Origin of the sequence: Stenotrophomonas sp. DR822, assembly GCF_019793815.1 — a bacterium.
Taxonomy (GTDB): domain Bacteria; phylum Pseudomonadota; class Gammaproteobacteria; order Xanthomonadales; family Xanthomonadaceae; genus Stenotrophomonas; species Stenotrophomonas indicatrix.
This window is the reverse complement of the sequence record NZ_CP081826.1, coordinates 3896970-3919953: the sequence shown is the minus strand read 5'-3', so window position 1 is coordinate 3919953 and position 22984 is coordinate 3896970. Positions and strand designations below refer to the sequence as shown.

At 67.1% G+C, this 22984-nt stretch carries 18 protein-coding genes; 8 read left to right on the top strand and 10 right to left on the bottom strand.

Annotated elements, in window-relative coordinates:
- Positions 1–9 precede the first annotated feature (9 nt).
- Positions 10–558 carry a hypothetical protein gene (locus tag K5K93_RS17755; protein WP_222388570.1) on the top strand — a complete coding sequence of 183 codons (549 nt, stop codon included), beginning with the start codon at positions 10–12 and terminating at the stop codon, positions 556–558.
- A gap of 14 nt (positions 559–572) precedes the next feature.
- Positions 573–863 (top strand): hypothetical protein, encoded by a 291-nt coding sequence (locus K5K93_RS17750; RefSeq protein WP_222388569.1) that lies wholly within the window; start codon positions 573–575, stop codon positions 861–863.
- Between the two features lie 84 nt (positions 864–947).
- On the opposite strand, the gene K5K93_RS17745 is transcribed toward K5K93_RS17750, so the two are convergent.
- Positions 948–3074 (bottom strand): methyl-accepting chemotaxis protein, encoded by a 2127-nt coding sequence (locus tag K5K93_RS17745; protein WP_222388568.1) that lies wholly within the window; start codon positions 3072–3074, stop codon positions 948–950.
- 234 nt (positions 3075–3308) lie between these two features.
- On the opposite strand from K5K93_RS17745, the gene K5K93_RS17740 reads away from it, so the two are divergent.
- Both K5K93_RS17740 and K5K93_RS17735 read left to right on the top strand, forming a co-directional pair.
- On the top strand, positions 3309–4274 hold the full coding sequence (locus tag K5K93_RS17740; RefSeq protein WP_222388567.1) for a L,D-transpeptidase family protein: 966 nt from the start codon (positions 3309–3311) through the stop codon (positions 4272–4274).
- A gap of 4 nt (positions 4275–4278) precedes the next feature.
- Positions 4279–4935, top strand: a complete 657-nt coding sequence (locus K5K93_RS17735; protein ID WP_222388566.1) for a M23 family metallopeptidase — start codon at positions 4279–4281, stop codon at positions 4933–4935.
- A gap of 30 nt (positions 4936–4965) precedes the next feature.
- Here K5K93_RS17735 and K5K93_RS17730 read toward each other — a convergent pair whose 3' ends face one another.
- The 5 genes from K5K93_RS17730 to hflK all read right to left on the bottom strand — a co-directional run bounded on the left by K5K93_RS17730 (position 4966) and on the right by hflK (position 9602).
- Complete coding sequence (locus tag K5K93_RS17730; RefSeq protein ID WP_222388565.1) at positions 4966–5622, bottom strand: hypothetical protein; 657 nt, start codon at positions 5620–5622, stop codon at positions 4966–4968.
- 144 nt (positions 5623–5766) lie between these two features.
- The gene (locus K5K93_RS17725) at positions 5767–7059 is read right to left on the bottom strand and encodes an adenylosuccinate synthase (protein ID WP_025877044.1); all 1293 of its coding nucleotides are present in this window, start codon (positions 7057–7059) and stop codon (positions 5767–5769) included.
- 294 nt (positions 7060–7353) lie between these two features.
- Positions 7354–7539, bottom strand: coding sequence for a DUF2065 family protein (locus tag K5K93_RS17720; RefSeq protein WP_089236459.1), 186 nt, complete (start codon positions 7537–7539; stop codon positions 7354–7356).
- Between the two features lie 66 nt (positions 7540–7605).
- Positions 7606–8469: a protease modulator HflC gene (locus K5K93_RS17715; protein WP_025877040.1), complete on the bottom strand. Its 864-nt coding sequence runs from the start codon at positions 8467–8469 to the stop codon at positions 7606–7608.
- Positions 8466–9602, bottom strand: a complete 1137-nt coding sequence (gene hflK, locus K5K93_RS17710) for an FtsH protease activity modulator HflK (protein ID WP_093818645.1) — start codon at positions 9600–9602, stop codon at positions 8466–8468. The genes K5K93_RS17715 and hflK overlap by 4 nt, the downstream gene beginning before the upstream one ends.
- A 152-nt stretch (positions 9603–9754) precedes the next feature.
- Here hflK and K5K93_RS17705 point away from each other — a divergent pair, with 152 nt between their 5' ends.
- Together K5K93_RS17705 and pilH are read left to right on the top strand one after the other, a co-directional pair.
- Positions 9755–10750: a YhdH/YhfP family quinone oxidoreductase gene (locus K5K93_RS17705; protein WP_222388564.1), complete on the top strand. Its 996-nt coding sequence runs from the start codon at positions 9755–9757 to the stop codon at positions 10748–10750.
- An 88-nt stretch (positions 10751–10838) separates the two neighbouring features.
- Entirely contained in the window at positions 10839–11210 is a 372-nt protein-coding gene (gene pilH, locus K5K93_RS17700) for a twitching motility response regulator PilH (protein ID WP_005410644.1), read from the top strand.
- Positions 11211–11459: 249 nt separating this feature from the next.
- Here pilH and K5K93_RS17695 read toward each other — a convergent pair whose 3' ends face one another.
- On the bottom strand, positions 11460–12350 hold the full coding sequence (locus K5K93_RS17695) for a DnaJ C-terminal domain-containing protein (protein ID WP_025877033.1): 891 nt from the start codon (positions 12348–12350) through the stop codon (positions 11460–11462).
- Positions 12351–12608: 258 nt separating this feature from the next.
- Between K5K93_RS17695 and K5K93_RS17690 the strand changes: the two genes are divergently transcribed.
- Together K5K93_RS17690 and K5K93_RS17685 are read left to right on the top strand one after the other, a co-directional pair.
- Positions 12609–13091, top strand: a complete 483-nt coding sequence (locus K5K93_RS17690) for a peroxiredoxin (RefSeq protein WP_222388563.1) — start codon at positions 12609–12611, stop codon at positions 13089–13091.
- A gap of 30 nt (positions 13092–13121) precedes the next feature.
- On the top strand, positions 13122–13703 hold the full coding sequence (locus tag K5K93_RS17685) for a ferritin-like domain-containing protein (RefSeq protein WP_033831761.1): 582 nt from the start codon (positions 13122–13124) through the stop codon (positions 13701–13703).
- A 274-nt stretch (positions 13704–13977) separates the two neighbouring features.
- On the opposite strand, the gene pbpC is transcribed toward K5K93_RS17685, so the two are convergent.
- The 3 genes from pbpC to K5K93_RS17670 all read right to left on the bottom strand — a co-directional run bounded on the left by pbpC (position 13978) and on the right by K5K93_RS17670 (position 22956).
- Positions 13978–16362, bottom strand: a complete 2385-nt coding sequence (gene pbpC / locus K5K93_RS17680; RefSeq protein WP_222388562.1) for a penicillin-binding protein 1C — start codon at positions 16360–16362, stop codon at positions 13978–13980.
- A gap of 49 nt (positions 16363–16411) precedes the next feature.
- On the bottom strand, positions 16412–21319 hold the full coding sequence (locus tag K5K93_RS17675; RefSeq protein ID WP_222388561.1) for an alpha-2-macroglobulin: 4908 nt from the start codon (positions 21317–21319) through the stop codon (positions 16412–16414).
- Positions 21320–21495: 176 nt separating this feature from the next.
- Entirely contained in the window at positions 21496–22956 is a 1461-nt protein-coding gene (locus K5K93_RS17670) for a bifunctional 2-methylcitrate dehydratase/aconitate hydratase (protein ID WP_222388560.1), read from the bottom strand.
- Positions 22957–22984 lie beyond the last annotated feature (28 nt).

Here is a 22984-nt window from a genome sequence, read left to right as displayed (position 1 = left end):
GAAGCGATGATGCGATGGACATCCGCACTGGCCATGATGGCCATGATGGCCCTGATGCTGCCACTGACCACCTTTGCCAGCGATGGCTGGATAGATGGCGACGGCAAGGCGGTGCCGCAGACCGATGCCATGAAATCCAGCGATGGCTTTGCGGCATCCCTGCTGGTCACCTCCGACGCCGATTGGCAGGCCAAGTGGGAAACCCCCGCGGACACCACGCCGCGCTTCACCGAGGCCAGCGACGTGCAGCTGGGCGGCGAGCTGTTCGTGCTGACATTCCTGTCCAACCCGCAACTGGGCGAAGATGGCGCGGCCAAGGTGCACTGCGACGTGCGCATGCTTCGCCCGGACGGCAGCAGCAGCGCGGAAGAACGCGATGTTCCCTGTTTCACCGCTCGCCTGCCGGGTCCGCCCACCCTGTTGTACATGACCAGTGTGCAGCTGAAGTTCGTCGCCGAACCCGACGATCCGAAAGGTACGTGGACGGCACAGGTGGTGGTCAAGGATCTGTTGCGGGGTGTGAGCCTGCCACTGCAAGCGCGCTTCGAGGTCCGTTGACAGGAGGCCTGCAGATGAAGATGCGACGAGTGCTGAGCTGGACCGGGCTTGCGCTGTGCGTGGTCTACCTGCTGTTGACCGCGTGGCTGGTCCACGGCGCGCAGACAGACGCCGACCCGAAGGGTATCTACATCCTGATGGCACTCCCCATCACCCTGCAGTCTGCCGCGCTTGATGCCATCGGCGCAGGCAGCCTGTTGTACGGCAAGCCCTGGTCGACCGCGTATGCGGTGCTGGTCCCGCCAACCCTGCTGTTGCTGTACGCAGCCGGTTGGTTGATCGAACGCTCGGCACGCGGGCGCTAGCGGCCCTCAACCATTGCGTGCATCGACGCCCTGCATGCGGGTCATCGCATGCAGGGCGCCATCCAACATCGCGCTGTCGTTGGCTTACGCCGCGCGTGCAGGCACGATGGGCATGCGCGTTCCCTGCTCCAGCTGGAACACCGACACCGACGTGGTCAGCGCATGCGCCTGCTCTTCCAGCGCGCGGCTGGCAGCGGTGGCCTCTTCCACCAGCGCGGCGTTCTGCTGGGTTACCTGGTCCATCTGCACCACCACCTGGTTGACCTGCTCGATGCCGGCCGCCTGTTCCTTGCTGGCGGCGGCGATGTCGCTCATCAGCTGGGTGGTACGCGAGCTCGCCTGGGCCACGCGGGCAATGGCGGCTTCCGATTCCACGGTCACGGCCAGGCCGCTCTGCACCTTGGCAGCGGCGTCCTCGATCAACTCCTTGATCTCCTTGGCAGCGACACCGGCACGCTGCGCCAGCGTACGCACTTCGCTGGCCACCACCGCAAAGCCGCGACCCTGTTCGCCGGCACGCGCCGCTTCCACTGCAGCGTTCAGCGCCAGGATGTTGGTCTGGAAGGCGATGCCATCGATCACCGTGGAGATTTCGGAAATGCGCGCCGAAGACTGGTCGATCTCGCCCATCACCGTGGCCATCTGTGCCATGGCCTGCTCGGTCTCGCGCACGGCAACGCCGGCCGCATGCGCTTCGCTGTCGGCCTGGCGTGCCAGCTCGGCGTTCTGGCGCACGGTCGAGGTCAGCTCTTCCATCGAGGCGGCAGCCTCTTCCAGATTCGCGGCCTGTTGTTCGGTACGGCGCGACAGATCGTTGTTGCCGGCCGCCAGTTCCTGTGCCGCGTTGTTGATGCTGTCGGCGGCCACCTGGATGCCACGCACGATTCCGGTCAGCTGCGTGGTGGTGGCATTGGCATCGTCGCGCATGCGCGCGAACACGCCCTCGTACTCGCCCTCCATGCGCGCGGTGAGGTTGCCATGCGAGATGGCGCGCAGCACGTCGGAGACATCGGCGATGCTGGCCTGCGAACTGGCCATCATGCCGTTGAGGTGGTTCACCATCGCCTGGAACTGGTACTGGAATGCCGCGGCGTCGCCGCGCACGCTGAAATCGCCAGCGCGCGCGGCACGGGCCAGTTCATCGATCTGCGCGTTGATCGCCATCAGGCTCTGCTTCACCGCCGCCAGGGTACGGGTCAGCATGCCCTTCTCGCCCGGGTACTCGGGCAGATCGCGGCTGAGGTCGCCGATGGCATAGCGCTGCATCACCTCGGCCATCAGCAGCTGCACCTGCACGTGCGATTCGACCAGGTGGTTGGTGGCCTGCACCATGCGGCCGAAGTCGCCGGGGAACGCACTGGCGTCCATCCGGTAACGGATCGCGCCGGCTTCATGCTGCTCGGCCATCTGCAGCTGCGCGCCGATGGCGGCCTGAACGCTCTGGCGCACGCTGGCCATGGCCTCGCCGAGCTGGGTCAGCTCGTCACGGCCACCCAGGCGGAATTCCTGGTCCAGTTCACCCTTGGACAGGCGCTCGGCCAGCTGCACTGCACGCGCCAGCGGGCCGGTCATGCTGCGACCGATCAGCACCGATGCGGCGATGCCTGCCAGCAGCGCCACGCCACCCAGCACCAGCAGCTGCAGCAGGCTGCGCTCGCCCAGGCGGATCGCCTCGGCAGCGGCCTCGCGGCTTTCCTTTTCTTCATAGGCCACGCCATCGGCCAGCGCCTTGTTCCAGCCATTGGCCGCTTCCTGCACCGGGCCCAGGGTCAGCGCCACGGCGCCGGGGAAATCGCCCTGTTCCATCAGTTCGCTGGTCTGCTTGTTGAGCGGACGGGCGAGCGCGCGCTTGGCGGCGATGGTCTCGCCGATCACCTTGCCTTCGGCATCGCCGGGCAGGGCCTGGTAGGCCGTCCAACTGGCCTCGTAGCGCTTGACCAGATCGGCAATGCGCTGCTCGTCGTTGGCACGGTCTTCGCCCTGGCGGATCAGCATCTCGCGGCGCACGACCATCATCTGGTTGTTGGCATCAAGCATCTCCGACAGCAGCCGCACCTTGGCTACGCCGACCTCGACCACCTGCTCCATCGCGCGCTTCTGCACCATGGTGGCGGTGGCACCGGTAGCGACCACGGCGGCAACCAGCAGCAACAACAGGCCAAAGCCAAGCCCAAGACGCCAGGCGACCCTGACGTTCCTCAAGTAGTTCATGGGGTGAATCCAAAACGGGGGGGATGCGCCCATATCGGCCCGCCAGCCGGGAATCTTGATCGCCTCCCGCTCGACTGCGTCGGAAGCCGTTCACCTTGGTGAGACCCGGCCTCCCGCTTCTGCGGCGGGAGGATGGCCCGGCGGCGCGGCCCCACTGCTCATGCTGGCATCAGTTTTCTTTCACGGCGGCTGCGCAGCGTCTACGGGCAGGGTGGAGGCGTGATCTGCCTGGAGATGCCCATGCCCGTATGCCGCCCCGCCCTGCTGGCCCTGTCGCTGCTGATGTCGCCCGCCTTTGCGCAGACGCCCCCGCCCGCCGGCCTGCCAGCACCCATCGCCGAAAAGGCCGGCCCTGACACGGCGGCGCACTCGCCCCTGCACGCCCAGGTACTTCTGGACCGCGCCAATTTCTCTCCGGGCGAAATCGATGGCGAAGTGGGCAGCAATCAACGCCGCGCGGTATCCGGCTTCCAGGCAGCGCACGGGCTGACAGTCAGTGGCGAACTGGACGACGCCACCTGGAAGGCCCTGCAGGCCGACTCGGTCGGCCCCCTTGCCAGCTACACGCTGACCGCAGAAGACGCGGCCGGTCCGTTCGTCGCGATTCCAAAGAAGCCCGCCGACCAGGCCAAGCTCAAGGCACTGGGCTTCAGCAGCGTGGAGGAAGCGCTGGGCGAGCGCTTCCATGCCGCACCGGAGCTGCTGAAGGCGCTCAATCCCGGTGTGGATCTGAGCAAGGCCGGCAGCCGCATCCAGGTGCCCAACATCGCGCCCGCTGCATTGCCCAAGGCCGCCAAACTGGTGGTCGACAAATCCGACTCCACCCTGCAGCTGCTGGACGCGCAGGGCAAGGTGATCGCGCAGGTACCGGTATCGTCGGGCAGCGAGCACGACCCGCTGCCGATCGGTGAGTGGAAGATCCTCGGCGTCTACCCGGATCCGCCATTCCACTACAACCCGAAGCTGTTCTGGGATGCCAGGAAGGGCGATCGCAAGGCCACGATTCCGCCCGGACCGAACAATCCGGTCGGCCGGGTCTGGATCGACCTGTCCAAACCCCATTACGGCCTGCACGGCACACCGGTGCCCGGCCATGTCGGCAAGACCGAATCGCACGGCTGCGTGCGCATGACCAACTGGGATGCGCTGCGCGTGGCTGCAGCCGTGGATACGTCGGTACCGGTCGTCATGCAGGAGTGAGCCGATGCGACTAGCGCAATTGATCGTACTGGGACTGGTGATGGGCGTGGCAGCCGGATGGTGGCTGCAGCGTGATGGCGCGCCGTCCGATGACACGGGGGCCGGCGCCCTTGCAGTGGCGCAGACCTCCGCTGCAGCCGACAGCGCCCGTGCCGTACCCGTGGAGCAGGAGACAACGGCAATCGCTGCGCCCGCCCCAGCAGCAACGGGCGACACGCCCTCCGGCCTGCTGCTGCCAGTACAGGGCATCACGCCCTCGCAACTGCAGGACACCTTCACCGACGCACGCAGCGAAGGCCGCGTGCACGATGCGATCGACATCATGGCTGCTGCCGGCACACCGGTGCTGGCGGTGGCCGATGGTCATGTCGAGAAGCTGTTCGACAGCGAACGCGGCGGCCTGACCATCTATCAGTTCGAACCCAGCGGCCGCTGGTGCTACTACTACGCGCACCTGCAGCGCTACGCCGACGGCCTGGCCGAGAAGCAGACCATCAAGCGCGGCGACGTGATCGGCTACGTCGGCAGCACCGGCAACGCCAACCCCGAAGCGCCGCACCTGCATTTCGAAGTGCACGTGCTGGGCCCGGAGAAGCAGTGGTGGAAGGGCGAGTCGATCAATCCCTATCCATTGCTGAAAAAAGGGGACGGAGGGGATTAAGTCGCAACCCGCACGGTCTGGTCGTGGCGCCTAGGCAGCGCGTGGACGCTGCCTGCGCAGCGCGATGGTGAAGATCGCCAGTGCGATGCCTGGAACCAGCAGCAGCAGCGCTGCCAGTTTCCAGAAGAAGAACGGCCACAACCAGAGGTAGTCCAGGTCGGTCAGTTTCAGAAGATCCAACGGCGGCTGCACTTCGATCGTTGCCGGCCTGCCGGCCAGCGCCGGCTCCACTTCCAGCACGGTCACCCGCAGCCAGGAGCGGCCACGGGGCAATGCATCACCGCGGCCATAGCCGAAGTACGCGGCGGTAAAAACAGCCGTTTCAACGGTTTCCAGCCTGCGCACAACATCCGTCCCGGCTGGGCCAGAACGCACGCCCGCACGGAAGTCCGCATGCTCGTTGGGGGTGTCGACACGCATCAGCACGTCGGGGTCGAGGGCCGGGTCGGCGGCGTTGGGCGGGTAACGCAGCCGCAACCGCAGACGATCATCAATGAAGCGGTAGACCGTGATCTCCGCGCTCGCACCGGGGCTCAGCACCAACGGCAGGGTCTGCGTGCGTGACGCCAGGTGGTTGGCCACGGCGCCCACCGCCAGCACCACACAGGCGACTGCCCACAGGCCCCAGAACACCCACAGGGTGATCCGCAACACCCGCGTCCCTTTCGCGCTGACATCGCCGGTCATCGATCCGCTTCCCTGCTGGCATTGCGTACACACTAACGAAAAAGCCCCGCTTTCGCGGGGCTTCTTCTTTCAGCGACGCCGGGCATGGCCCGGCGCTACCGGTGCGGCAGCGTTGCCAGGCAGGGTCTGGCAGCGCCGCATCGCTCAGGCGAACGGATCCTGCAGGACCATGGTGTGGTCGCGGTCCGGGCCGGTGGAGACGATGCTGATCGGGCAGCCGGCCAGCTCTTCCAGCGAACGCAGGTAGGCGCGTGCGGCCGGCGGCAGGTCGTCCCAGTTGGTGATGCCATGGGTGTTTTCGGTCCAGCCCGGGAACTCCAGGTACACCGGGGTGCACTCTTCCCAGCCCTGCGCGTCCAGCGGCGCGTACTCGGTACGCTTGCCGTTGTATTCGTAGGCGATGCAGACCTTCAGCTTTTCCATGCCGTCCAGCACGTCCAGCTTGGTGATGCACAGGCCGCTGATGCCGTTGATGGCCACGGCGCGCTTGAGCGCGACGATGTCCATCCAGCCGCAGCGACGCGGGCGGCCGGTCGAGGCACCGTATTCGGCGCCGCGGTCGCGGATGCCCTGGCCGATTTCATCGTCCAGCTCGGTCGGGAACGGGCCGCCGCCAACGCGGGTCGCGTAGGCCTTGGCAATGCCCAGCACGTAGTCGATCGCGTCAGCACCGACGCCGGCACCGGCCAGCGCACCACCGACGGTGGTGTTGGAGCTGGTGACGTACGGGTAGGTACCGTGGTCGATGTCCAGCAGCGCGCCCTGCGCACCTTCGAACAGCACGCGCTTACCCTGCTTGCGCAGGTCATGCAGGATGCCGGCAACATCCGACTTCATCGGCTGCACGTATTCGCCGAAGGCCAGCGCCTCGTCGAAGGTCTTCTGGAAATCGACCGCATCGGTGTTCAGGTACTTGGTCAGCACGAAGTTGTGGTAATCCAGCGCGGTGCGCAGGAGTTCTTCCAGCTGCTTCGGATAATGCAGGTCGGCGATGCGGATGCCGCGACGCGCCACCTTGTCTTCGTAGGCCGGGCCGATGCCACGACCGGTGGTGCCGATCGCCTTGCCGCCGGCAGCGCGTTCGCGCGCCTGGTCCAGGGCGATGTGGTACGGCATGATCAGCGGCGCGGCCGGGGAGATCTTCAGGCGCGAACGCACTTCCACGCCGGAGGTTTCCAGCTCGGCGATTTCCTTCTGCAGCGCGGCCGGCGAGATCACCACGCCGTTGCCGATCAGGCACAGCGCATCATCACGCAGGATGCCCGACGGGATCAGGTGCAGGACGGTCTTCTTGCCGTTGATGACCAGGGTGTGGCCGGCATTGTGGCCGCCCTGGAAGCGCACGACGGCGCCGATTTCCTCAGTGAGCAGATCGACGATCTTGCCCTTGCCTTCATCGCCCCACTGGGCACCAAGCACTACGACAGACTGACCCATGACGGGTTCCTCTATTTGTTGCGGCCATCGGGGCCGCGGACGGGTAAACCGCAGCGGGGCTGGCCAGCGCTTGGGTGGCGGCTCCAAACGGGGAGCGGCCGGCGATGGAAGGCCCAGACACGGAAAAAGCCGAACGGGGAGGCCCGTCCGGCTTTTGTGCATTATCCGGGTTTCCGGGGTCCGGTGCCACCTTTCCGACGGGCGGCTTCACCAGCCGGTCAGCCACCCCGCCCCGGTGGTGCCGGCCGCTGGCCGGCAGTCCCAGGTTGCCGGCCAGCGGCCGGCACTACCCTTCTAATGCCGTACCCACCACAGCAGGCTCAACCCGGCCAGCAGGACCAGGCCACCGAAGCTGCGCAGGGCCGGGCTGGGCAGGTCCAGCAGGCGTTCAGCCATGCGCTTCCAGGCCACGGGGGCCGCGAACAGCAACAGGCCTTCCAGCACCGCAACCAGGCAGACGGCGGCGAACAGATCTTTCATGGGGAACTCCGGAAAAGCACGAGGCCCGGCGCATGGCCGGGCCCCGTGAGGTACTGCCGTGCGGACTCAGCGATCGTTCTTGAGGTACTGCAGGAACGGGTCGTTCTTGTCCAGCACGATCACGCCGTTGCCGTCGGTCATCGAGCCGCGGTAGGCCTCGAGGCTGCGATAGAACGCGTAGAACGACGGGTCAGCCGAACCGGCCTTGCCGTAGATGCGCGCGGCCTCGGCATCGCCTTCACCACGCAGGCGCTGGGCATCGCGTTCGGCTTCTGCGATCAGCACGGTGCTGTCACGGTCGGCCTGGGCGCGGATGGTCAGCGACTGCTCCTCGCCTTCGGCGCGCAGTTTGGCGGCTTCCTGCTTGCGCTGGGCGCGCATGCGCTCGTACACGTCATTGATCACCTGGCTGTCGGTGGGCAGGTCCACCTGCTTGATGCGCAGGTCGATCATCTGCATGCCCAGCCCGGCAACGGCTTCGTTGATGCCCTTCAGCTGCTCGGCGATCAGCTCGCTGCGGTCGCCGGAGACCAGCTGCTGCAGGGTGCGCGAGTTGATCTGGTTACGCAGCGAGTCGGTGATGATCGGTGCCAGGCGGGCGTTGGCGATGCGCGGATCGCCGCCGGTGGCACGGAAGTAATCACCCACGTTGGAGATGTAACCGATGGCGAAGAAGTCGACGCTGACGTCCTTCTGCTCGGCCGTGAAGTAACGGGCCGGCGCGGTGTCCAGCACCTGGAAGCGGCGGTCGAACACCCGCACCGTTTCCACCACCGGCAGCTTGAAGTGCAGGCCCGGCTTGATGTCCGAACGCACCACCTTGCCCAGGTTCAGGACCATGGCGGTCTGGTCCTCGCGGACCACGTACACCGAACCCAGCAGGCCCAGCAGCACCGCTACGACAACGGCGATCCAGATTGAATTTCTCATCGGCTGCCCTCCTCACGGCCGCTCGAACGCCCGGTCGGGCGGCCCACCGGCCGGCCCGGATCACGGGAAGCTTCCACTGCGGTGGTACCCGGCAGCGACGGCATCACCACGTCGGGGTTCGGCACCGGCGCCGGTGCCGAGGTGCTGGCACGGGTATCACCGGTCATCGGCACGTAGATCAGCTGGCGGCCATCGCCACCAATGACCTTGCGGTTCTCGCTCAGCACCTGCTGCACCGTTTCCAGCCACAGCCGCTTGCGGGTGACTTCCGGTGCGTCCTTGTACTGGGCCTGCAGCAGGCTGAAGCGCTGGCCATCACCCTCGGCCTTGGACACCACTGCCTGCTTGTAGCCCTCGGCGGTGGTACGGGCACGCGAAGCCTGGCCGCGCGCTTCAGGCACGACCTTGGCCGCATAGGCCTGGGCTTCGTTGATCAGGCGCTCCTTGACCTGCTGGGCACCGTTGACCTCGTCGAAGGCCGGCTTGACCTCCTCCGGCGGACGGGCGTCCTGCAGGGTCAGGCCGGTCACGGTCAGACCGGTCTTGAAGGCCCCCAGCAATGTCTGCAGGCGCTCTTCGGCGGCCACGGCCAGCGGGCCACGGTTGTTCAGGACGGCGTTGAGGTCGGCGCGGCCGACTTCCTCGCGCACCGCGCTCTGCGCCGACTGCTCCAATACCTGGTTGGCATCAACGGTGCCGAACAGGTACTGCTGCGGGTCATCGATGCGGTACTGGACGTTCAACGAGACATTGACGATGTTCTCATCGCGGGTCAGCACCGGCACCTGGATCGAGAAGGTCTTGATCTCGGTGGCGTTGACCTTGGTGACCGATTCGATCGGCCAGGGCAGCTTGAAGTTCGGGCCTGGGGTCAGGATGCGCGAGAACTGGCCGAAGCGCAGCACCACGCCACGCTGCTGTTCGCCGATCAGCTGGAAGCTGGAGAACAGCACCAGCAGGACCACTGCCGCCACCACCCAACGCAGGATGCCGCCGTCGAACAGGTCCTTCAGCGGTCCGGGCAATCCGCCCCAGCCGCCACCATTGCCACCGCCACGCGACCCGAACGGCCCGCGTCGATTGTCCTCGGGGCCTTGTCCGCCCTTGTTGCCGCCGGGTGTATTCCAGGCCATGCACGCTCCATCAAGATGTGGGCTGCGACGCGGGCCCTTCCCGCAACGCCAGCCGTTAACCACTACCGATCATACAAGATGGGGCGGACCGGCAGGATTGAAAGGGGCCGGAGCGGGTAAGGTGGCGTTTTCCTCGAAGTCAGGCAACGCCGATGGCCCCCACCACCCCGTTCACCGCCTTCCGCATCGAAAAAGACGACGCCGGCTACCGCAGCGGCCTGGTCCCGCTGCGTCTGGACGACCTCAACCCCGGCCAGGTGCTGATCCGCGCCCACTGGTCCTCGGTCAACTACAAGGATGCCCTGGCCGGCACCGGCAAAGGCCGCATCCTGCGCCGCTTCCCGCTGGTGGGCGGGATCGACGTGGCCGGCACGGTGGTCGCCTCCACCGATCCGGCCTGGCGCGAGGGCGATGCGGTACTGGCCACCGGCTGCGGACTCAGCGAAACCCGTGATGGCGGCTACAGCCAGTACGTGCGACTGGAATCGAGCGCGGTCATCGCCCAGCCGGCGGGCCTGAGCCCACGCGAGGCGATGGTGCTGGGCACCGCCGGCTTCACCGCCGCGCTGGCGCTGCTGCGCCTGCAGGACAACCGGCAGACGCCCGAACTTGGGCCACTGGCGGTTACCGGCGCCAGCGGTGGGGTCGGTGCTCTGGCCGTGGACATCTTCAGCCGCGCCGGCTATGCCGTGCACGCGATCAGCGGCAAACCGGAACAGAGCGACTTCCTGCGCGGCATCGGTGCTGCCGAGGTGCTGCCGCGTGACGCCCTTGCCGACACCAGGCCGCTGCAGTCGGCACGTTTCGGCGGTGGCCTGGACAACGCCGGCGGGCCGATGCTGGCCAGTCTGCTGGCCCAGACCGTGCCTTATGGCAGCGTGGTCAGTGCGGGCCTGGCCGCCAGCGCGACGCTGGACATGACCGTGATGCCCTTCATCCTGCGCGGTGTCTCGCTGCTCGGCGTTTCGTCCGCCAATGCCCCCCGCGCGCTGCGCGAAGAAGTGTGGGCACGCTTGGGTGACGCGTGGAAACCACAACACCTGGACCGCATCTGCACCGCCGAAGTCGGCCTGGACGGTCTGCCTGCGGTGTTCGATCGCATGCTGGCGGGCGGCTCGCTTGGCCGCACGGTGGTGCGGATCGACTGAACGTCGCAGGCAGGCGACGGACGGCAGCTGTCGCCCTCCCGCCAACGTGATGCCGGCACTACACTTCCGGCATCACATGGGGAACAACATGGCACGCATTCTGATCGTCGACGACTCACCGTCGCAGCTGTTGGGGATACAGCGCATCGTCGAAAAGCTCGGGCACCAGATCCTGACCGCCACCGATGGTGCGGCCGGGGTGGAGACCGCCAAGGCCGAGCTGCCCGACCTGGTGCTGATGGACGTGGTGATGCCCAACCTCAATGGCTTCCAGGCGACCCGCACGCTCGCCCGCGATGAGGCGACCCGGCACATCCCGGTGATCCTGGTGACCACCAAGGACCAGGACACCGACCGCATGTGGGGCATGCGCCAGGGCGCCAAGGCCTACATCACCAAGCCGTTCTCGGAAGACGAACTGTCCGAAGTGCTGGAGCGGGTGTTCGCCGGTCAAGGCTGACCCACCGCTCCGGTAGATGCCAACCTTGGTTGGCACGCCTTTGCCGGCCAGCGGCCGGCACTACCGCAACACGTGCCGGTCAAGGCTGACGCCGCTCTGGTAGGTGCCAACCTTGGTTGGCACGCCCTTGCCGGCCAGCGGCCGGCACTACCTGGTAGCTGCCAACCTTGGTTGGCACGCCGCTGCCGGCCAGCGGCCGGCACTACCGCAAGGCGTGCGGACCGAGGTCCGCACTCACCGAAGGGAATGTCAGATCGTTTCGCCAAACGCCTTGGCCAGATTCCGATAGGCCTTCTTCTGCGCGTCGTCCGTCGCCGCCGGGGCGACAATCTCCAGCTCGACGATCTGGTCACCCTCCGGACTGCCCGGCAAGCCGCGCCCACGCAGCCGCAGCTTGCGACCTGCGTCGGAATCGGCCGGAATCTTCAGTTCCACCGCGCCGCCCAGGGTCGGCACGCTGATGCTGGTGCCCAACGCGGCCTGCCACGGTGTGACCGGCAGCGTGTACAGGATGTTGCGGCCGTCGACCTCGAACTGCGGATGGGCGGCGTACTCTACTTCCAGCAGCAGGTTGCCGCCGTGGTTGCCCTGCCCGGCCAGGCGGATCACCTGCCCGGGGCGGATGCCCTTGGGCACGCGCACATCCAGCTGCTTGCCGTTGACGGTAATGCGCAGGCTGTCGCCGTTGTAGGCCGCCTCCAGCGGTACCGACAACTTGGCCCGGGTATCGCGGTTGGGCGCATGGCCATGGCTGCTGAAGCCCGGGCCCGGGCCTGCACCCTGGCCGCCGCGCTGGCGCGCGAACAGGCTCTCGAAGAAGTCGCTGAAACCGCCGTTGGGGCCACCGCCGCCGAACACTTCCTCGAAATTGAAACCGCCACCGCCGTAGTTCGGCGGTACGTTGAATTCCTCGCCCGGGCGATAGCCCTGCGCACGCAGCTGGTCATAGGCCGCGCGCTTCTCGGGGTCGCGCAACGCCTCGTAGGCCTCGTTGATGGCCTTGAACTTGTCCTCGGCCCCGGCCTCCTTGCTGACGTCCGGGTGGTACTTGCGTGCCAGCCGGCGATAGGCGGTCTTGATCTCCGCCTCGCCCGCGCTCGGTTCCACCCCCAGGGTGGCGTAATAATCCTTGAATTCCATCCAGCTACCTCGATTCGCTTCGGCCGCGCCGGTGGGCACAGCCCCGGGTTCATTCTACGCGCCGGCGATGCTACGCCGCCGGCCGTGCGGCAGCAGTGAGGCCGACTGATCCAGCGCAATGCGCCTGCCGTCGCCCTGCCCCATGCTGTGGCTGACGGCCCCCGCAGAAAACACAAATGGGGTGTATACGTGGGTTTTCCAATGTCTTGACGCGCCCGTCCCCTCCTGGCCCCTACCCTCACCCAGCAAGGAGTTCCCATGACCATCCATGTCGGCGACCGCATTCCGGAAGTCACCCTCAAGCGCATCCGCGAAGGTATCGAGACCCTCGATACCCACGCCCTGTTCGATGGGCGCAAGGTGGTGCTGTTTGCCGTGCCCGGTGCGTTCACCCCCACCTGCTCGGCCCGCCACCTGCCCGGGTACGTGGAAAAGTTCGAGGCGTTCCGCCATCGCGGCATCGATGTCTACTGCGTGGCGGTCAACGACCCGTTCGTGATGAAAGCCTGGGCCACCGACCAGCACGTACCCGACGGTCTGCTGATGTTGTCCGATGGCAATGCCGAACTGACCCGTGCACTTGGCCTGGAACTGGATGCAAGTTCATCCGGCATGGGTACGCGTTCTCGTCGTTTTGCCCTTTACGTGGAGGACGGCACCGTGCGCGCGGCCTGGATCGAGGAGCCCGGCCAGTTCGAGGTGTCCTCAGCCGACTACGTCCTGGATCACCTGCCCACCTGAAACCCTGACTGCAGAGGAAACCGGCCAGCCATGTCCAACAAGCCAGCCAAAGCCAGCAACACTTCCCCTTCCGCCAAGGTCGCCGGCATCAGCGATCGCCAGACCTTGCGCGAGCGGGCCCGGAAGAACATCGAGGACGGGGCGATCACCGACAGCTACAGCGCCGACCGCAAGGTGGTGATCAAGCTGCTCAACGACGCGCTGGCCACCGAATATGTGTGCGTACTGCGCTACTACCGTCACTACTTCATGGCCAAGGGCATGCTGGCCGACGCGGTCAAGGGCGAGTTCCTCGAGCACGCGCAGCAGGAGCAGGCACACGCTGGCAAGCTGGCCGAACGCATCGTCCAGCTCGGCGGCGAGCCGGACCTCAATCCGGACACGCTGACCGCACGCTCGCACGCCGAATACAAGGAAGGCAGCGACCTGCGCGACATGGTCCGCGAGAACCTGGTGGCCGAGCGCATCGCCATCGACAGCTACCGCGAGATGATCAACTTCATCGGCGACAGCGATACCACCACCAAGCGCATCCTGGAGGAGATCCTGGCGCAGGAGGAGGAGCACGCCGATGAGTTCGCCGACCTGCTGGATGGGTGGATCGGGGAGTAACGCCGCACCGTGCCAGCGAACACCCCGGTAGTCGCCCACCTGGGTGGGCAGCTTCTGCGCGTGCCAACCAAGGTTGGCATCTACCGGGTCATGGTGGACGGGTAGCGCCGGGCCATGCCCGGCGAACGCCCTGATAGTCGCCCACCTTGGTGGGCAGCCTCTGCGCGTGCCAACCAAGGTGGGCACCTACCGGGTCACGGTGGACCGGTAGCGCCGGGCCATGCCCGGCGGGCTGGTGCCCGATCACCTGACATCCGCCGGGCATGGCCAGGCGCTACCGCAGCACGTTGAACCGTACCTGCGTCCAGGCGCCGTCAGCAGCCAGCGCGGTCAATGTATGCGCGCCGGGATCGGCGAACTCGCGCTGCATCAGCTGCGCACCGCGCGTCTGCGCGATCCATCGACCATCCAGCAGCCAGTCCACGGCCTGTTCGCTGCCCAATGCGCGCAGCTGCAGGCGTACGCCATGTTCGGCATTGGGTGCACGCGCCAGCGTCGCGCCTTCGTTGAGGCCATCAATGTGCAGGGCCACGCTGGCCTCGCGACCATCATCGCGACAGTCCGGCGACAGCGCGGGAAGCTGTGAGGCATCGCGGGTAGCCTTGGGCAGCCAGGGTGACAACAGCGCCGGCCATCGCGCGATCTCACGCGCGACTTCCTCATGCGGCGCGCTGCAGTCAGCCGATACGCGCAGTCCGGTGCGCGCGTCAGCCAGGTAGCGTTGGCGGCCAGGCTGCCATCGCCGTGCCTCGCGTTCGGGGAACGTCGGCGGCGCCGCACCGTCCAGCAGATAGGCCGACAGGCGTCGCTGGCAGAGTGCCGCTGGCAACCCTTCGGCCGGTTCTCCGGTTGGCCAGCAGATGTCTGCCTGGGTCACGCTGGCCGGCATCGGCGCGGCCGCCGCATCGCCACGTTGGCGCGGCAGGCTGTCGACCACCTCGAACATCAACGGCAAGGCGGTGACCGCGCCGTACTGCCCCGGCAACGGCGTGCCATCGGGGCGCCCCACCCACACGCCCACGGTGTAGTGGCGGGTACTGCCGATCGCCCACGCATCGCGGTAGCCATAGCTGGTGCCGGTCTTCCAGGCCACGCGCGGCCGCCCGCCAACGTCGAACGTGCCAACGCCGTACCCCGGGCGCGGATTCGATTCCAGCATCTCGCGCACGATCCAGCTGGCACCAGGCGAAGCCAGTCGTCGCTCGATCATCGGTTCGTCATCGGTGTAGCGCACGCGGCCGGCAATGCCATTGCGGTTGAGCGCAGCGAACGCACCGACCAGGTCTTCCAGCCGCGCGCCGGTGCCGCCGAGGATCAGCGACAGATTGGGCGAACTGCCCGGCGGGAAGCGCAACTGGATGCCGGCGTGCGACAGGCGCGCGGCGAAGCGTGCCGCACCTACCCGCTGCAGCAGGTCGACGGACGGCACGTTCAGCGACAGGCGCAGCGCACTGGCAGCACTGACCGGGCCGTTGAAGGCCATGTCGAAGTTGCCCGGCCGATAGCTGCCGAAGCTCTGCGGCGCATCCACCAGCAGGCTCTCGGAATGGATCAGGCCATCATCGAGTGCCATCGCATACAGGAACGGCTTCAGCGTGGAGCCCGGCGAGCGCCAGGCCTGCACCATGTCCACGTGGCCCAGTCGTTGCCGATCACCGAAAGACAGCGTGCCGACATACGCACGCGCCTGCAGGGTCTGGTTGTCGACCACCAGCAGTGCGGCTGACGTGCGCTCGGGCAGCGTTGAGAAATAGCTGGCCACGCGCTCTTCAAGGGTGCGCTGCAGGCCGATGTCGATACTGCTCTGGATCCGCGCCTGCCCCGGATGCGCCGAGTGCAGGCGCTGGGCCAACAGTGCCGCATGCAGCGGTGGACGCAGCGAGCGTGCGACCACGTTCTCGATGCGCGCATCTTCCACTTCCTCCGGCGTCCATGCGCCCAGCTCGGCCATGCGCGCCAGCACCTTGTCGCGAGCCTTCTGCGCGGCTTCGGGATGACGATCCGGGCGCAAACGGCTGGGTGCCTGTGGCAGCACCGCCAGCAACGCGGCCTCGGCATGCGAAAGCTGCGCGGCCGGCTTACCCAGGTAGGCCCAGCTGGCCGCCTCCACGCCTTCGATGGTGCCACCGTAGGGCGCGCGCTCCAGATACAACGCGAGGATCTCGCGCTTGGACAGATGCACCTCAAGCTGCACCGCACGCAGCATCTGCTTCAGCTTGCCCCAGGGCGTGCGCGTATGCGGATCGAGAATGCGCGCCACCTGCATGGTCAGGGTCGAGCCACCGGAGACGATGCGGCCACCCCGCAGCAGCTGCCCACCGGCACGCAGGATCGCCAGCGGATTGATGCCCGGGTGCTGCCAGAACCAGCGATCCTCGTAGGTCAGCAGCGCCTGCAGGTACAGCGGCGATACGCTGTCGACCGACGCCGGATAGCGCCACACGCCCTCGGCATCAGCGAACGCCCGCATCGGGCTGCCGTCAGCGGCGACCACCAGCGTGCTGGTGTCGCGTTGCCGGGGCAACGGCGGCGGAAAGGCGAAATCCAGTATCAGCAGCAGCGCCAGCAAGGCTGCCGTGCCCCAGCGCAGCCAAGGCCACAGCGGTTGCAGCCGCTGCCGCAGGCGCGGCAGCCGCGTTTTCAACGATCCCACCTTCATCCACGGCATCCAGTGGGACGGGCCGCGCCGTCGCGGCCCGTCCGCACGGTCACGGCTGTACCACCGTCAGCGTGGTCGGGTTGCTGCGGCCGACGCCACGCAGCTGCGGCCGGTACATGTCCTCCACCAGCGACGGCGGCACCGTGTAGGTGCCCGGAGTGACCGCACGCACCAGGTAGAACACGTTGGCCTTGCTTCCACGCGAGAGCTTCAGCGCCGCCACGTAGCGGTCATCGCGGAACTCTTCGTGCTTGGTATCGGCCGCTGCGCTGCGGTCGCTGATGGTGATGCCATCGACCACCACATCGGCCCATTGCTTGGCGTCGCCCAGGTTGAGGTTCTCGATCTCCAGGCCTGCCGGCAGCAGGTCGGTCAGCAGCGCATCGGGCATCTCGCTGTCGGCGGTGATGGTGACCCGCACGATCAGCGCTTCACCTTCCTTCAGCGGACGCGGCGACCACGGCTTGCCATCGGTGCCGAAGTAGCTTCGCTCCACGCCGATCACGCTGTTGTCCGGCGCCGGCGCACTGCGCGGAATGCCGGCCACGTCGATGCTGGCGAACATCGGCGGCTGTCCCTGCGGGGTGAAGCGCACGCCCGCTGCCAGCTGCCCTGCATCGAAGTTGCGGCCAAACAGCTTGCGTTCGCCGATGGCCTCGCTGTTGCCACCGATCACCAGCTCACCGGCCACCAGCGCCTTCTGGTTGGCGGCCAGTGCCTTACCGAGGCGGGCGATGGCCACCTGTTCCTGCGTGCTCAGCCACATCCAGCCACTGTTGCGGCGCGCATCCAGGCCACGGCCAAGATCGACCGCGCGTGCATCCCATGCCGGCTTGGCCAGCTTGTTTTCGTGGGTCAGCGCGATCATCAGCGCATCATCACGAACGGCACTGCCGTAGTCGCCGAAGTAGGACGGGCGCTCGCTGCTGGACTTGGCAAAGCCCGCCGCAAGGGCCGCCTGGCCGCGCTTGGCATCGCCCTGCAGCGACAGCGCCACGCCCAGGTGCACCAGCGACAGGCCACCCACGGCCTTGCCGCGTTCGTTGTCGTACAGCGTGCGCAGGGTACCCAACGGCGCGCGGTTGACGCGGGCCAGCACGTATCCGGAGTACGCCTGGTTGGCGAACTTCAGGCTTTCGCGTTTTTCCTGGCCGTAGAACTGGTTGCCACCGGACAGCAGGTCTTCGCTCAGGCGGTTCAGCGCCTTCTGCAGCACGTTGTCCGGCACCGCGAAGCCACCGTCCTTGGCGTCAAGCAGGAACTCGGCGATGTACGGCGTCAGCCACGGGTTCACGTAGCCGTCGTCACCCCACATCGAGAAGTTGCCGTTGGCCACCTGCATCGATGCCAGGCGACCGAACGCACCTTCCATGCGCTCGCGACGGGTCTTCGCGTCCAGGCCGTCAGCGCCGAGCATCGACGACGTGGCCTGGTCCAGGATCAGCGCGGCGTAGCCCTTGCTGGTGGTCTGTTCGGCGCAGCCGTACGGGTAGTTCAGCGCGCCCTGCAGCGCGCTGGCGAACGGGATCGGCGGCAGCGGGCTGACCAGCAGGCGGGCATTGACCGATTCGGACATCAGCCCGTCCATCAGGGTGCCATCCAGGCTCACCGCCGCCAACGGATCGAGCGTGCGCACCTGCGAGCGCAGTACCTGCGGCCACGCCGCGCGTACCGGCAGATCGTAGCGGCGGTCGGCCTTGAAGCCGTTGCCATCCACACGCACGCGCACCTTGGCCACGCTGTGGCCCTCGCGCGCCGACAACGGGAAGCTCAACGTGGTCTTGGCATCGGCATTGAGCTGCACGCTGCGCGTGCCTTCGCCCAGGCTGAGCGGGCCTTCGCTGTCCACGCGCACGTTGAACTGACCGGGCTTGCCGGTGAAGTTCTGCACGTCCAGGGTCACCGTACTGCGGTCGCCCGGGGCGAGCACGCGCGGCATGCTGGCCTCGGCCAGGATCGGCGCACGCACCACGGTTTCCACATCGCGCTTGCCGTACTGGTCATCGCTGTAGACCAGCGCCGACACCCGCAGGGTGCCATTGAAATCCGGCACTTTCAGGCGGATGCGGGCAATGCCCTTGGCATCGAGCTGCACCGGGCCGGAGAACAGGTCCACGGTCTGCACGCGCGCGGTCGGCCGCTTGGCCTGCGGCAACGCCTGCAGCGCCATGTCACCGCCGAACTTCAGCTTGCCACTGCCGCCGTCGAAGCTCTCGATCACCCGGCTGTAGATGTCATAGGCATCGATGCCGAGGCGGCGCTGGGCGAAGAAGTGCGCACCGGCATCGGGCACCGGGAAGCGGGTGATGTTGAGAATGCCCACGTCCACGGCCGACACCGTGACGTGCGCGACCTTGCCGGCCAGCTGCGGTGCGCTGACCGTCACTGGCAGGTCCTGCTCCGGTCGCATCTGCTTGGGCGCGGCCAGGCCGACGGCCACGGTGCGGCCCTTGCGGTCCATCGGCACGTGCACCACGCCCACCGCGCGGGCCGGGGTGATCTTGCTCGGCGCACTGCCACCGCGGAACACCAGCGCGGTGATGTAGACGTCGTGGCGCTCCCAATCGGCGGTGACCGGGATCTTGTAGGTGGCACCAGGCTTGGCGTCGATGTCCTGCACGTACAGCATGCGGTCGGTCTCGACCATCAGCACGCCCTTGCCGGCGTGCGGCGGGGTCACCGTCACTTCCAGGGTATCGCCGGCCTTGTAGCCGGTCTTGTCCAGCCCCAGCTTGACCTTGTCCGGGCGGGCATCGAGGCCACGGTTGTCATCGCCCCAGCTCCAGCCGGCGCGGAACGGATAGCGGCTGGTCAGGCCGGTGGACGGATCGAACACGTCCACCCGGTACTCGCCCCATTCCACCGGGAAGTCGAAGGCGACCGCGCTGCCGCCGGCATCGACGGTACGGGTTTCCTTGTTTTCGAAGCGGCGGGTGAAGTCGTAGTCCCAGCGGTTGTCGTTGAAGGTCCAGTGGTAGTCGCGCAGCTCGCGCACCAGGGTGATCTTCAGGCCCTTGGCCGGCTGCGGCTTGCCGGCCGCATCCACGCGCATCAGTTCAAACCGCGCGTTGCCGTTGGAATCAGCGCCGTCGTCCGGATTGAACAACGGGCGCACGCCGACCAGTGCGGCGGCCGGCCATACCACCCGCTTCAGGGTGCGGGTGACCGTGCGGCCACCGGTTTCATACAGGCTGCCGGACAGCACCACCGCGATCGGCGCCTTCGCCTTGGTTGCCTCTTCCGGCAACGACACGTCTTCGCGCAGCTGGCCATTGGCCGGCAGCGTGGTGTCGATGACATCCTTGGCTTCGCGCGGCAGCTGCAGGGTCGGGTCGCCGAAGAAGTAGCCCGGCAGGCCCTCCACCGGCTTCAGCTCGGCGGCCACCGCCATGCGCGCGGTGAAGCGGTTGCCATCGGCCGGGGCACCGTACAGATAGGCACCGTTGGCCTGCAGGCGCAGGTCCTCACCCGGCTTCAGCGTCTTCTGCGCGCTGTCCAGGTCCAGCTTCATGCGCTCGGGCAGGAACTCCTCGATGCGCAGGGTCATGCCCTGGATCGCTTCCTTGCTGGCCGGGTCGGTGCGGAACTCCACCTGCCAGCGCCCGGTCGGCGCCTCGGCGGGAATGGTCTGCTCGAAGTTGATGTAGCCCTGTTCGCCCGGCTGCACGCGGGTTTCGCGGAAGGTCTTGCCGTCGGGCTGCTTCAGGCGCAGGAACACCGGTTGGCTCTTGACCGGCTTGCCGTCGTTGTCGCGCAGCAGCGCCGACAGGCGCACCGTCTCACCCGGACGGTACAGGTCGCGGCCCGACCAAGCGTAGACATCGAACCAGGCGTTGTCACGGCCGGCCACGGCGAACTCGCTCAGGTCCAGCGCCGGCTGGTTGAAGGGCAGGAAACTGGTGTCCTTGCCACTGCTGGCCACCAGCACGTGGGTGGCATCCAGGGTGTAGTTCAGCAGCGCATTGCCGTTGCTGTCGGTACTGCCCTTCAGCACCACTTCGCCCTTGGCATCGAGCACGCGCAGGTCGATGCCCTTCAGCGACGCACCATCCTTCAGCGCGGCGGTATGGACGAACAGCTTGTCCTTGTACGCGCGGGTGTGCAGGCCGATGTCGCTGACCGAGAAGAACGCGGTATCGAACTCGCCCTCGTAGTCACCGGTGCGCTTGAGCAGGGCGAAATACAGCCCCGGCTCCTGCAGTTCCTTGATGTCCTGGGTCGGCAGGTAGGTCAGCACCCGCTCGTTCTGCTTGCCGCCCAGGATGAAGCGGTTGACGTAGACCGGCTCGGCCAGCTTGTTGATCGGGCTGCGCTCGTAGTCGCTGCTCAGTTCCCAGCTGCCGCGGCGACCACCGCGCTGGTACTGGCTGAAGAAGGTCGGCAGATCCTTTTCGCGCACGCGCAGGAACTCGACGTCGACCTCCGGCACGTTCACCGACACCACCGGCAGGCCGCGGCTGTCCTTGGCCGGCAGCACGCTGCCCTGCGAGGCGAAACCGGCCACCGGCTTCAGCTCGCCGCTGAAGACCTTCTGCTTCAGTTCCTTGCCCAGGCGGCTGCCATCGGCGGCCAGCAGGTCCGGCGAGACCACCAGGCTGAATTCCTTGCCGGCTTCGACGAAGGGATAGCGCAGGGTCAGGCCGTCATCGGACAGGGTCCAGCTGCTGTCATCGTTGCCGACCTTCTCTTCGAAGCGCACCAGCTTGTCGAAGTCCTGGGTGCCGACCAGCGGGCGCGAGAACTCCAGCGCCAGCGACAGGCCTTCACTCTTCTGGTCCGGGTAGGCGCGCAGCAGGGTGAACTCCTTCACCTGCTCGGCCTTGGTGGCGATGGCTTCGCCGCTGGCCTTTGGCAGCTGCCCGCTGTCGTTGCGGCAACCGGCCAGGCCCAGCAACAGGCCTCCTGCCAGCAATGCTGCCGTCCATCCCCACCGCATCCGCCGTGCCGGACCGCTCATGTCGTCACTCCTTGATCGAGGTGGCCATTATAGGCGCGTCGCGTCAAGGCGTTGACGCGGATTCGGCAGGAATGCATCGGAACGGTGGCGCCGGGCCATGCCCGGCGGGGTAGCCGCCAGCCCCGGTTGGCGTTGGGTGCGTGCCAACCAAGGTTGGCACCTACCAAAGTGCCCCCCTACCCCGGCAGGTACAGGTCCACGTAGTCGGTCACCGGCATCGCCGCCAAGGCCACCGGATCCAGCGAGGCGGCCAGGATGCGCTGCTGCTGGGCGGTGGGGAAGCGGTGCGCCAGGTGCCGGCGGAACTTGTCCATCAGCAGCGGGATACCCTCCGCGCGCCGGCGTGCGTGGCCCAGCGGGTACTCCACCAGCACCTCCGGCAGCGCGCTGCCGTCGTTGAAGCGTACCGTCAGCCCGTTGGCGATGCTGCGCTTGTCCGGGTCCAGGTAGTCGGCGCTGAGCTGCGGGTCTTCATGGCAGGTCATCTTCGCGCGCAGCGCGTCGATGCGCGGATCGGCCGCCATGTCGTCCTCGTAGTCCTCGGCCACCAGCCGCCCATGCAGCAGCGCGATGGCCACCATGTACTGCACGCAGTGATCGCGGTCGGCCGGGTTGTGCAACGGCCCCTGCTTGTCGATGATGCGGATGCAGGCTTCCTGGGTACGGATCGCGATGTGCTCGATGTCCTCGGCCGTTCGCCCCTGCGCGCGCAGCTGCTGGTGCAGGATGATCGCCGCCTCCACCGCCGTCTGCCCGTGGAATTCGGCCGGGAAACTGATCTTGAACAGCACGTTCTCCATCACGTAGCTGCCGAAGGGGCGGCCGAGGGTCAGCGCCTGGCCATGCATCGATACCGCCTCAAAGCCCCAGGTCGGTGCACTGAGCACGCTGGGGTAGCCCATCTCGCCGGTGGCCGCCATCAGCGCCAGGCGTACGCCACGGCTGGTCGCATCACCGGCTGCCCAGCTTTTGCGCGAACCGGTATTGGGCGCATGCCGGTAGGTGCGCAGCGCCTGTCCATCCACCCAGGCCAGCGACACCGCATTGAGCATCCGCTCGCGGTCCAGGCCCAGCATCTGCGCGACGACGGCGGTGGTGGCCACCTTGACCAGCAGCACGTGATCCAGGCCGACCCGGTTGAAAGAGTTGCGCAACGCCAGCACGCCCTGGATCTCGTGCGCCTTGATCATCGCCAGCAGCACGTCATGCACGGTCGGCGGCGGGCGTCGCAACGCGGCCGCGTTGCGGCCAAGCCAGTCGGCCACGGCGAGGATGCCACCGAGGTTGTCCGAGGGGTGGCCCCATTCGGCGGCCAGCCAGGTGTCGTTGAAATCCAGCCAGCGCACCATCGCGCCGATGTTGAAAGCCGCCTGCACCGGATCGAGCACGAAGTTGGTGCCGGGGACGCGCGCGCCGTTGGCCACGCTGATACCCGGCACCAGCGGGCCCAACAGCTTGCTGCAGGCGGGGAAGGCCAGCGCCTCCAACCCGCAGCCAAGCGTGTCGAGCAGGCAGTGATGCGCGGTCTGGAACGCCAGCGGCGAGTCGATGCGCGTGTCACGCACGTAGTCGACGATGTCCACCAGCAGCGCATCCCAGGCTGCACGGGCGTTGGATGGGGTGTGGCTGTCGGACATTGTTCGCTCTCCGGTAGCGCCGTGCCAT